We start from the raw sequence: 11,478 nt of genomic DNA on the forward strand, positions 1-11,478 counted from the left end.
TCGGGTTAGTGCGCAACGGCGGCAGCGCCGTGCTCGTCGATCAGGTGGCCGGTATAGAAGCGGTCGAGCGCGAACGGCGCGTTCAGCGGATGCGGTTCGTCGCGCGCGATCGTGTGCGCGAACACCCAGCCCGAGCCGGGCGTCGCCTTGAAACCGCCGGTGCCCCAGCCGCAGTTGAAATAGAGGCCCTTCACGTCGGTCTTGGTGATGATCGGGCACGCGTCCGGCGACACGTCGACGATGCCGCCCCACTGGCGGTTCATCCGCACGCGCGAGAACACCGGGAACATCTCGACGATCGCCTGCAGCGTGCTTTCGATGATGTGGAAGCTGCCGCGCTGGCCGAAGCCCGTGTACTGGTCGATGCCCGCGCCGATCACGAGGTCGCCCTTGTCGGACTGGCTGATATACGCGTGCACCGCGTTCGACATGATCACCGAGTTGACGACCGGCTTGATCGGCTCCGACACCAGCGCCTGCAGCGGGTGGCTTTCGATCGGCAGGCGCACGCCGGCCATGTCGGCGAGCGTCGTCGTGTTGCCGGCCGCGACCACCGCGACCTTCTTCGCCTTGATGAAGCCCTTCACCGTATCGACGCCGACCACCGCACCGCCTTCGCGGCGAATGCCCGTCACCTGGCAGTTCTGGATGATGTCGACGCCCGCGCGGTCCGCGCCGCGCGCGAAGCCCCAGGCCACCGCGTCGTGACGCGCGACGCCCGCACGGCGCTGGATCGATGCGCCGAGCACCGGATAACGGCTGTTCAGGTTGATCGTCGGCTCGATTTCCTTGATCTGCGCGGGCGTCAGGAATTCGGCATCGACGCCGTTCAGCCGGTTCGCATTGACGCGGCGCTCGGTGTCGCGCACGTCCTGCAGCGTGTGCGCGAGGTTCATCACGCCGCGCTGGCTGAACATCACGTTGTAGTTCAGGTCCTGCGACAACCCTTCCCACAGCTTCATCGCCTTCTCGTACAGCGCGGCCGATTCGTCCCACAGATAGTTCGAGCGCACGATCGTCGTGTTGCGCGCAGTGTTGCCGCCGCCGATCCAGCCCTTCTCGAGGATCGCGACGTTCGTGATCCCGTGTTCCTTCGCGAGGTAGTACGCGGTCGCGAGGCCGTGGCCGCCGCCGCCGACGATCACGACGTCGTATTCCTTCTTCGGTTCCGGGCTCTTCCACTGCTTTTCCCAGTTCTCGTGATACGAGAGGCCGTTGCGGAACAGGCTGAATATCGAGTAGCGGCTCATGATGATTGACCCTTCGTTAGCATTCGATGACGTTCACGGCGAGACCGCCGCGCGACGTTTCCTTGTATTTCGTCTTCATGTCGGCACCCGTCTCGCGCATCGTCTTGATCACGGAATCGAGCGACACGTAGTGCTGGCCGTTGCCCTTGAGCGCCATGCGCGACGCGTTCAGCGCCTTGATCGCGCCCATCGCGTTGCGCTCGATGCACGGGATCTGCACGAGCCCGCCGACGGGGTCGCAGGTCATCCCGAGGTTGTGTTCCATACCGATCTCGGCGGCGTTCTCGACCTGGTCGGGCGTGCCGCCCATCACCGCGGCGAGCGCGGCCGCGGCCATCGAGCACGCGACGCCCACTTCGCCCTGGCAACCGACTTCCGCGCCGGAGATCGACGCGGTTTCCTTGTAGATGATCCCGATCGCCGCGGCCGTCAGCAGGAACTCGACGATGCCGGCTTCGTTCGAGCCCGGCACGAATTTCACGTAGTAGTGCAGCACCGCGGGGATCACGCCGGCCGCGCCGTTGGTCGGCGCGGTGACGACGCGCCCGCCCGCCGCGTTCTCCTCGTTGACGGCCATTGCGTACAGGTTGACCCAGTCGAGCATCGACAGCGGGTCGCGCAGCGACTCTTCCGAGCGCGCGCGCAGGTTGCCGTTCAGCTCGGCCGCGCGGCGCTTCACGCGCATCGGGCCGGGCAGCTCGCCCTCGACCTTGCAGCCGCGCTCGACGCATGCGGCCATCGTGCGCCAGATCGCGAGCAGCCCGGCGCGCACTTCGTCGGCGGGGCGCAGCGCGCTTTCGTTGCGCAGCATCAGCTCGGCAATCGACAGCCCGTGTTCGCGGCACTGGCGCATCAGGTCGTCGCCGGTGCGGAACGGGTACGGCACCTCGACCGCCGCGCGCACGCCGTTCACGCGATCGCCGTCGCGGTTCACGACGAAGCCGCCGCCGACCGAGTAATACTCTTTCTCGACCAGCAACTGGCCGTGTTCGTCGAATGCCTGGAAGCGCATCCCGTTCGGGTGCACGATGCTCGTGCCGCTCATCATCTTGCGAAAGAAGCCGATGTGCTCCTTCTCCTCGAAGCGGACCGTCTGCTTGCCGAGCAGCGACAGCGACTTCTCCGCGCGGATCGCGGCGAGGCGCGGCTCGATCAGGTCGGGATCGATCGTGTCGGGCAAGTGCCCCTCGAGGCCGAGCAGCACGGCCTTGTCGGTGCCGTGGCCCTTGCCGGTCGCGCCGAGCGAGCCGTACAACTCGACCCGCACGCGGCGCACGAAGCCGAGCAGGTTCGCGTCCTCCACGTGCGACGCGAAGCGGCACGCGGCGATCATCGGGCCGACCGTATGCGAACTGGACGGGCCGATGCCGATCTTGAACAGGTCGAACGCGCTGACGTTCATCTGGCTTCCTCTGGATGACATGCGTGGAATGACGTTGGGCACCAGTACATCAAAGCGTAAAATTGGCCGATAGAACAAAAACGGCATCGGCGTGGGATACCGCCGCCAAGTACCGCGCCGGCCGGCCCGAAAGTACGTTTTGGCGATGGTTCTCGACGGAAAACCACAAGTCCGGCCGAAGCCGATCGGCGACGCTGGCACCATCCGCGCCGCCCCGGCAGCCGTACCCGCAACCAGAGTGAAATGAGTGAGACCGCCTGCCCGGCGTGACGAGATTGGCCGCGATGACACCCGACGTACCCGCTTCCCCCCTTGCAGAACCCGCACCGCGGCGTATCCGCTTCGGCATCGTGCTGCTGCCGAACTTCACGCTGACGGCCTTCTCGGGTTTCGTCGACATGCTGCGGCTGTCGGCCGACGACGGCGACTACAGCAAGCCCGTGCGCTGCGCGTGGAGCGTGATCGGCGAGACCTTCGCGCCGGTGCGCGCGAGTTGCGGGATCCAGATCACGCCGTGGGAGACGTTCGACGCGGCCGAGCCGTTCGACTATGTGGTCGTGGTCGGCGGGCTGCTGCATTCGGGGCCGCAAGCCGGCCCCGAAACGCTCGACTTCATCCGCCGCGCGGCGACGGGCGGCGCGACGGTCGTCGGGATCTGCACCGGCGTGTTCACGCTGATGCGCGCCGGCGTGCTCGACGGCTACCGCACCTGCGTGAGCTGGTTCCATTATTGGGACTTCATCGAGCGCTTCCCGTCCGCCGATCCCGACCTGCTGATCGCCGACCGGCTGTTCGTGATCGACCGGCGCCGGATTACCTGTTCCGGCGGCCGCGCGTCGATCGACGTCGCCGCCGCGATCCTGCTGCGCCATTTCGACCACGCAACCGTGCAGAAGGCGCTACGCATCCTGCTCGTCGGCGAGATGCAGAAGGGCAACGCGCCGCAGCCGCATCCGCCGGGGCTCGAGCCCGCGACGCATCCGAAGGTCAAGCGCGCGATTCTCCTGATGGAACAGCATGTCGGGCGCACGCTGCCGCTCGATGAACTGGCGTGCAAGCTCGACCTGTCGACGCGGCAGCTCGAGCGCCTGTTCAAGGCCGAGACGGGCAAGAGCCCGCAGGTGTTCGCGAAGCAGGTGCGGCTGCGCACCGCCGCGTGGCTGCTGACGAGTTCGGACCGGACGGTGGCCGATATCGCATCGAGCTGCGGGTTCGCCGATGCGTCGCACCTCGGGCGCGAATTCCGCAAGCAGTTCGGCGTGCCGCCGGCGACGTATCGGGAGCGCGGCGGCGAAGTGGCGGAAGCCGGCGCGGCGCCGGATGCGACGACCGACCCCGTCGAGGACATCGCCGACTGACGGCCGAAGGTACCCGCACTTCGCTTTCCAGACCGGCCGACCGACCGCGAAGCGACATCCGATCGCGCCGGTTTCGATTCAAATGGAACCGGTTTCAGTCAACTTGACCGACGTTGCACACCATTGACCGAGGGTTATCACGGATGCTGCTTCGCGCTCAAATTTGTATGATGACCACATCACCTTACAAACCTGAGCGCCATGTTCGAGAAAATTCCCGCCCGTGCGATGAGCGACCATGTCGCGCAGCAACTGCTCAAGCAGATCGAAGTCGGCAGTTTCTCGGCCACCGGCAAGCTGCCGACCGAAGCCGTGCTCGCGCAGGAATTCGGCGTGAGCCGCACCGTGATCCGCGAAGCGATCTCGCGGCTGAAGAACGAAGGCGTGGTCGAGCCGCGCCAGGGCAGCGGCGTGTACGTGAACCAGCACGGCGCGATCCGGCCGCTGCGGATCGACTATGCGGAAGCCGTCGAGGCGAGTTCGCTGCCGCACCTGCTCGCGGTGCGTCGCGCGATCGAGGCTGAAGTCGCGGCCGAAGCCGCGCTGCACCACTCCGCCGACGACATGGCCGACATCGACGACGCGCTGCGCAAGATCGACGATGCGGTAGCCGAAGGGCGCGACGGCGTCGCGGAAGACGTCGCGTTCCATCGCACGATCGCCGCCGTCACCGGCAACCCGTATTTCCTGAAGACGCTGCAGTTCCTGAACCAGTACCTCGAAGCCGGCGTGAAAGTCACGCGCGGCAACGAAGCGACGCGCGACGATTTCTCGCGTCAGGTGCGCGAGGAACACGCGGCGATCGCCGACGCGATCCGCGCGCGCGACCCGATGGCGGCGCGCAACGCGGCGCGCACGCACATGTACAACGCCGCCCGCCGTCTCGCGGAAGCCGGCATCTGCTGAAGCCGGCGGCGCCCGCCGCCGCCGCCGTTGTCCCGAACCTCTCCCGAATCGATCAAGGTTGACCATGTCACGAAATATTGGAGTCATCGGCCTCGGCGCGATGGGCCTCGGCGTCGCCCGCTCGCTGCTGCGCGCCGGCTTGCGCGTGCACGCATGCGACGTGCGCGACACCGTGCTGCAGGCGTTCGCCGCCGAAGGCGGCATTGCCTGCGCGACGCCGGCCGAACTGGGCGCGCAGTGCGACGTCGTCGTCACGCTCGTCGTCAATGCCGCGCAAACGGAAACGGTGCTGTTCGGCGAGCACGGCGCGGTCGCGGCGATGAAGCCGGGCGGCGTCGTGATCGCGAGCGCGACCGTCGCGCCCGAATTCGCGGTCGCGCTCGGCGCGCGGATCGAGGCCGCCGGCCTGCAGATGCTCGACGCGCCCGTGTCGGGCGGCGCCGCGCGCGCGGCATCGGGCGAGATGACGATGATGACGTCGGGCCCCGCCGCCGCGTACGCGGGCTGTGAGGACGTGCTGGCCGCGATCGCCGGCAAGGTCTATCGCCTCGGCGACGCGCACGGCATCGGCTCGAAAGTGAAGATCATCAACCAGTTGCTGGCCGGCGTGCACATCGCGGCGGCCGCCGAGGCGATGGCGCTGGGCCTGCGCGAAGGCGTCGATGCCGACGCGCTGTACGACGTGATCACGCACAGCGCAGGCAATTCGTGGATGTTCGAGAACCGCGTGCCGCACATCCTGAACGGCGACTACACGCCGCTGTCGGCCGTCGACATCTTCGTGAAGGATCTCGGCCTCGTGCTCGATACCGCACGCCGCAGCAAATTCCCGCTGCCGCTGTCGGCCACCGCGCACCAGATGTTCATGAGCGCGTCGAGCGCCGGCCACGGCGGCGAGGACGATTCCGCCGTGATCAAGACTTTCCCCGGCATCACGCTGCCGCCCGCCCGCTGATTCGAACGACGTTCCTGCCATGACCGCTTCCGCTTCCCGTCCCCTGCTCGGCTGCATCGCCGACGATTTCACCGGCGCGACCGATCTCGCGAACATGCTCGTCAAGAGCGGCATGCGCACCGTGCAGACGATCGGCGTGCCCGGCGACGGCGCCGCGCTCGACGCCGACGCGATCGTCGTCGCGCTGAAGTCGCGCACGATCCCCGCGGCCGACGCCGTCGCGCAATCGCTCGCCGCGTACGAATGGCTGCGCGCGCAGGGCTGCCGGCAGTTTTTCTTCAAGTACTGCTCGACCTTCGACTCGACCGACGCGGGCAACATCGGGCCCGTCGCCGACGCGCTGCTCGATGCGGCCGGCGGCGGCTTCACGATCGCATGCCCGGCATTCCCCGAGAACGGCCGCACGATCTATCGCGGCCACCTGTTCGTCGGCGACGTGCTGCTGAACGAATCGGGGATGGAGAACCATCCACTCACGCCGATGAAGGACGCGAACCTCGTGCGCGTGCTGCAGCAGCAAACGCAGTCGCCGGTCGGCCTGATCCGCTACGACACGATCGCGCTGGGCGCGGCCGCGGTGCGCGCGCGGATCGACCAGTTGCGCGCGGAAGGCGCGCGCTTCGCGATCGCCGACGCGCTGTCCGACCGCGACCTGTACGTGCTCGGCGAAGCATGCGCGGGCCTGCCGCTCGTCACCGGCGGCTCGGGCATCGCGCTCGGCCTGCCCGCGAATTTCCGCCGCGCGGAGCAACTGCCCGAGCGCGACAACGCGGCATCGCTGCCGCGCATCGACGGGCTGTCGGCCGTGCTCGCCGGCAGCGCATCGAAAGCCACCAACGCGCAGGTCGCCGCGTGGCGCGCGACGCGGCCGAGCTTCCGCATCGATCCGCTCGCGGCGGCGCGCGGCGAGCCCGTCGTCGATGAAGCGCTCGCCTTCGCACGCTCGCACCTGCCGCAGCCAGTGCTGATCTACGCGACCGCGACGCCCGACGAAGTGAAGGCCGTGCAGCAGGCGCTCGGCGTCGAAGCGGCCGGCCATCTCGTCGAAAACACGCTCGCGGCGATCGCGCGGGGCCTGCGCGAACTCGGCGTGCGCAAGTTCGTCGTCGCCGGCGGCGAGACGTCCGGCGCGGTCGTGCAGGCGCTCGACGTGAAGTCGCTGCAGATCGGCGCGCAGATCGATCCGGGCGTGCCGGCCACGGCCACCATCGATGCGCAGCCGCTCGGCCTCGCGCTGAAATCCGGCAACTTCGGCGCGACGGACTTTTTCGACAAGGCGCTGCGTGCGCTGGACGGAGCCGCATGATGAGCCACGAAGCGAAACTGCGCGAAGAGATCTGCGTCGTCGGCGCCAGCCTGTACGCACGCGGCCACGCGGTCGGCAGCGCCGGCAACATCAGCGCGCGCCTGCCCGACGGCTGGCTGATCACGCCGACCGACGCGTGCCTCGGCCGGCTCGACCCGAACGACATCGCGAAGGTCGGCCTGGACGGCCAGCCCGTATCGGGCGGCAAGCCGTCGAAGACGCTCGCGCTGCATCGCGGCATCTATGCGCGCAACGCGGAAGCGAACGGCGTCGTCCACACGCATTCGACGCACCTCGTCGCGTTGACGCTCGCGGGCGTGTGGCGCGACACCGACGTGCTGCCGCCGATCACGCCGTACTACGTGATGAAGGTCGGCCACATTCCGCTGATCCGTTACCGCCGCCCCGGCGACCCGGCCGTCGCGGCCGAAGTCGCGGCGCTCGCCGACCAGGTGCGAGGCGTGCTGCTCGACCGCCTCGGCCCGGTGATGTGGGGGCCGTCGGTGTCGCACGCGTCGTATGCGCTCGAGGAACTCGAGGAAACCGCACGGCTGTGGCTGATGACGAACCCGAAGCCCGAGCCGCTTTCCGACGCGGCGCTCGACGAACTGCGCGAGACCTTCGGCGCGCGCTGGTAACGCGGCGCGCACCACGTACCGATTCCCATGCCCGCCGTGTGCGCGGGCCCTTCCGTCAGCACACACAAACGATCCGGTGGCGTACGCGCCACCGGCACACGACATCCCTGGAGACGACGATGACTGCTCTCGATGCGGCCGCAAGCCGCTCGGCCGCTGCGCCTGCCCATTCTGCGGAACTCGACCGCACCTACAAGAAAGTGTTCTGGCGCATCGTGCCGTTCCTGATGCTCTGCTACGTGGTCGCGTATCTCGACCGCGTGAACGTCGGCTTCGCGAAGCTGCAGATGTCGCAGGATCTCGCGTTCAGCGAAACCGTGTTCGGCCTCGGCGCGGGGATTTTCTTCCTCGGCTACTTTCTGTTCGAACTGCCAAGCAACCTGCTGATGCACCGCCTCGGCGCGCGCATCTGGATCGCGCGGATCATGATCACGTGGGGCCTGCTGTCCGCGCTGTTCGCATTCGTGAAGACGCCCACCCAGTTCTACGTGCTGCGCTTCCTGCTCGGCCTCGCGGAAGCCGGCTTCTACCCCGGCGTGATCCTGTACCTCACGTACTGGTTCCCGTCGCACCGCCGCGCGAAGATCATCGCGGTGTTCATGTCCGCGATTCCCGTGTCGGGCATCTTCGGCAACCCGCTGTCGGGCTGGATCATGGAGCGCTTCCACGGCGGCTCGGGCTTCCACGGCTGGCAATGGATGTTCATGATCGAAGCCGTGCCCGCCGTGCTGGTCGGCATCGCGACGATCCTGTATCTCGACAACAGCATCCGCGGTGCGAAGTGGCTCGACGAGCGCGAGAAGCAGCTGCTCGAAGACGAGATCGCCGCGCAGCCGCAGGAACAGGGGAAGCACGGCCATTCGCTGAAGGCCGTGTTCTCGGACCCGCGCATGTGGTGGATGTCGCTGATCTACTTCGCGTTCGTGACGGGCCAGTACGGCCTCACGTTCTGGATGCCGACGCTCGTGAAATCGACCGGCATCACCGATACGCTGCAGATCGGCCTGCTGTCTGCGATCCCGTTCGTCGTCGCGATCGTCGTGATGAACCTGTTCGGCCACAGTGCGGACAAGCGCCGCGAACGCCGCTGGCACCTGATCGTGCCGGCGCTGATGGGCGCGGTCGGGTTTGCGGTCGCGGCGTCGTACTCGCACAATACGACGGTGTCGATCGTGTTCCTGTCGCTCGCGGCGGGCGGCGTGCTGACCTGCGCACCGCTGTTCTGGTCGCTGCCGACCGCGTTCCTCGCGGGCTCCGCGGCCGCCGCCGGGATCGCGATCATCAACTCGGTCGGCAACCTCGCCGGTTTCGCGAGCCCGTACGTGATCGGCTACCTGAAGGACGCCACGCACAGCACGTCGTCCGGCATGTACGTGCTGGCGGCCATGCTCGTGCTCGGCGCGATCGCCGTGTGGCTCACGCCGGCGAAACTCGTGAACCGCTGAGCCGCTGAGCCGCTGAGCCGCTGAGCCGCCATTCGACGCGGGGCGCCGTACGCCCCGCCCCATTCATTCACAGGACCCGCTGCCATGCCACGCTTCGCCGCCAACCTCTCGATGATGTACAACGAGCACGCGTTCCTCGAACGCTTCGCCGCTGCCGCGTACGACGGCTTCAAGGCCGTCGAGTACCTGTTCCCGTACGACTTCGCCGCCGAGGACATCCGTGCGCGCCTCGACTCGCACAACCTCGAACAGGCACTGTTCAACGCGCCGCCGGGCGACTGGGCCGCGGGCGAACGCGGCATCGCATCGCTGCCGGGCCGCGAGGACGAGTTCCGGCGCGGCATCGACCAGGCGCTCGATTATGCGCGCGTGCTCGGCAACAAGAAGCTGCACGTGATGGCCGGCATGGTCGCGCCGGGCGCCGACCGCGCGCGCCATCGCGACACCTACCTGTCGAACCTGCGGCATGCGGCGCAGGCCGCCGCCCCGCGCGGCGTCACGATCCTGATCGAGCCGATCAACCAGCGCGACATGCCCGGCTATTTCCTGAGCCGCCAGGACGATGCGCAGGCGATCTGCGCGGAAGTCGGCGCGCCGAACCTGAAGGTGCAGTTCGACTGCTACCACTGCCAGATCGTCGAAGGCGATCTCGCGATGAAGCTCAAGCGCGATTTCGCGGGCATCGGCCACATCCAGATCGCGGGCGTGCCCGAGCGCCACGAGCCGGATCTCGGCGAAGTCAATTACCCGTACCTGTTCGACCTGATCGACGCGCTCGGCTACGACGGCTGGATCGGCTGCGAATACCGCCCGAAGGCCGGCACGTCGGCCGGCCTCGGCTGGCTTAGGGCCTATTCCCGCCAATAACGGGCTTGCGCTGGCCGCCAGAAGGGCCGAGCGCAAGGAATACGACGAAGCGAATACTCGACGTATTCGCGAGGAGCATGACGCGGCGATCGGCCCTTCTGGCGGCCAGCCCCACGAATGATTTTTTCCAAACAGGGGAACGTGCCTTGCCGGCCGCATTGCGGCGTCGCGCGTCGCTTGTTTGGCTCGGCCAAACGGCGCTCCTTGCTTCTTGCACGCGCCCCGAAGGAAGTCCCCTTGGGGGACAGCCGGCAAGGCACGTTCGCAAGCCCGTTATTGGCGGGAATAGGCCCTGACCGTACCTGTGATTCCAGCATTCCCAAGAGGATAAAGAACATGAAAGTACTGATCACCGGCGGCGCCGGCTTTCTCGGCCAGCGCCTCGCGCGCAAGCTGCTCGAGCGCGGCGAACTGACCGGCCCCGACGGCCGGATCGCGAAGATCGACGAGCTGGTGCTGCTCGACGTCGTCAAGGGCAGCGATTTCGGCGATGCGCGCGTGACGTCGATCGTCGGCGACATCGCCGATCGCGCGGTGCTCGAAAGCGCGATCGACACGCAGACGGGCGCGATCTTCCACCTCGCGGCAATCGTCAGCGGGCAGGCCGAAGCCGATTTCGATCTCGGCATGCGGATCAACCTCGACGCATCGCGCACGCTGCTCGAAGTGTGCCGCGCGCGCGGCCACCAGCCGCGCGTCGTGTTCACGAGCTCCGTGGCGGTGTACGGCGGCGCGCTGCCCGACGTCGTGCAGGACGACACCGCGCTGAACCCGCAATCGTCATATGGTGCCGAGAAGGCGATCGCCGAACTGTTGCTGTGCGACTACGCGCGGCGCGGCTTCGTCGACGGCCGCGTGCTGCGGCTGCCGACGATCAGCGTGCGGCCCGGCCGCCCGAACGCGGCCGCGTCGTCGTTTGCGAGCGGCATCATCCGCGAGCCGCTGAACGGCGAGGAAAGCGTGTGCCCGGTGCCCGGTTCGACGCGGCTGTGGCTGCTGTCGCCGCGCGGTGCGATCGAAGCGCTCGTCGCGGGCTGCGAGATCGACGGCGCGAAGCTCGGCAACAAGCGCGTGATCAACCTGCCCGGCCTGTCGGTGTCGGTCGACGAGATGATCGAAGCGCTGCGCGAAGTCGCGGGCGACGACGTCGTGAAGCTGATCCGCCATGTGCCCGACGAGCGCGTCGAGAAGATCGTCGGCAGCTGGCCGGGCCGCTGGGACACGACGCGCGCGGAAGCGCTCGGGCTGACGGGCGACACGTCGTTCGCGGACGTGATCCGCAGCCATATCGCGGACGAACGGCGCTGATTCACGCGCCGCGGCGCGTCGGCGGATACGCGCCGCCCCGGCA

The 11,478-nt window shown here is 67.8% G+C and carries 10 protein-coding genes; 8 read left to right on the forward strand and 2 right to left on the reverse strand.

Translation table 11 applies throughout. The features are described 5' to 3' along the window. Window positions 1-5: 5 nt before the first annotated feature. Together LXM88_RS27435 and LXM88_RS27440 are read right to left on the reverse strand one after the other, a co-directional pair. Window positions 6-1,250 (reverse strand): sarcosine oxidase subunit beta family protein, encoded by a 1,245-nt coding sequence (locus LXM88_RS27435; protein WP_006480591.1) that lies wholly within the window; start codon window positions 1,248-1,250, stop codon window positions 6-8. A 16-nt stretch (window positions 1,251-1,266) separates the two neighbouring features. Next, window positions 1,267-2,652: an L-serine ammonia-lyase gene (locus LXM88_RS27440; protein ID WP_262545951.1), complete on the reverse strand. Its 1,386-nt coding sequence runs from the start codon at window positions 2,650-2,652 to the stop codon at window positions 1,267-1,269. A 284-nt stretch (window positions 2,653-2,936) separates the two neighbouring features. Between LXM88_RS27440 and LXM88_RS27445 the strand changes: the two genes are divergently transcribed. The 8 genes from LXM88_RS27445 (at window position 2,937) to denD (ending at window position 11,435) form a co-directional block, all read left to right on the forward strand. Next, window positions 2,937-4,010, forward strand: a complete 1,074-nt coding sequence (locus LXM88_RS27445; protein WP_262545954.1) for a GlxA family transcriptional regulator — start codon at window positions 2,937-2,939, stop codon at window positions 4,008-4,010. A 201-nt stretch (window positions 4,011-4,211) separates the two neighbouring features. Further along, a complete protein-coding gene (locus LXM88_RS27450; protein ID WP_262545957.1) occupies window positions 4,212-4,916 on the forward strand; it encodes a FadR/GntR family transcriptional regulator in 705 nt (234 codons plus the stop codon). Between the two features lie 64 nt (window positions 4,917-4,980). Then, window positions 4,981-5,871, forward strand: coding sequence for an L-threonate dehydrogenase (gene ltnD / locus LXM88_RS27455; RefSeq protein WP_096473522.1), 891 nt, complete (start codon window positions 4,981-4,983; stop codon window positions 5,869-5,871). A 19-nt stretch (window positions 5,872-5,890) separates the two neighbouring features. After that, window positions 5,891-7,177, forward strand: a complete 1,287-nt coding sequence (gene otnK / locus LXM88_RS27460; RefSeq protein WP_262545960.1) for a 3-oxo-tetronate kinase — start codon at window positions 5,891-5,893, stop codon at window positions 7,175-7,177. Then, window positions 7,174-7,815, forward strand: a complete 642-nt coding sequence (gene otnC, locus LXM88_RS27465) for a 3-oxo-tetronate 4-phosphate decarboxylase (protein ID WP_412524169.1) — start codon at window positions 7,174-7,176, stop codon at window positions 7,813-7,815. The genes otnK and otnC overlap by 4 nt, the downstream gene beginning before the upstream one ends. A gap of 119 nt (window positions 7,816-7,934) precedes the next feature. Continuing rightward, a complete protein-coding gene (locus tag LXM88_RS27470; protein ID WP_262545962.1) occupies window positions 7,935-9,260 on the forward strand; it encodes an MFS transporter in 1,326 nt (441 codons plus the stop codon). An 84-nt stretch (window positions 9,261-9,344) separates the two neighbouring features. Then, window positions 9,345-10,127 (forward strand): 2-oxo-tetronate isomerase, encoded by a 783-nt coding sequence (otnI, locus tag LXM88_RS27475; RefSeq protein WP_262545964.1) that lies wholly within the window; start codon window positions 9,345-9,347, stop codon window positions 10,125-10,127. Between the two features lie 336 nt (window positions 10,128-10,463). Further along, window positions 10,464-11,435: a D-erythronate dehydrogenase gene (denD, locus tag LXM88_RS27480; RefSeq protein WP_262545967.1), complete on the forward strand. Its 972-nt coding sequence runs from the start codon at window positions 10,464-10,466 to the stop codon at window positions 11,433-11,435. The last annotated feature ends 43 nt before the right edge of the window (window positions 11,436-11,478 follow it).

This window comes from Burkholderia sp. S-53 (genome assembly GCF_025560745.1).
Classification (GTDB): domain Bacteria; phylum Pseudomonadota; class Gammaproteobacteria; order Burkholderiales; family Burkholderiaceae; genus Burkholderia; species Burkholderia pyrrocinia.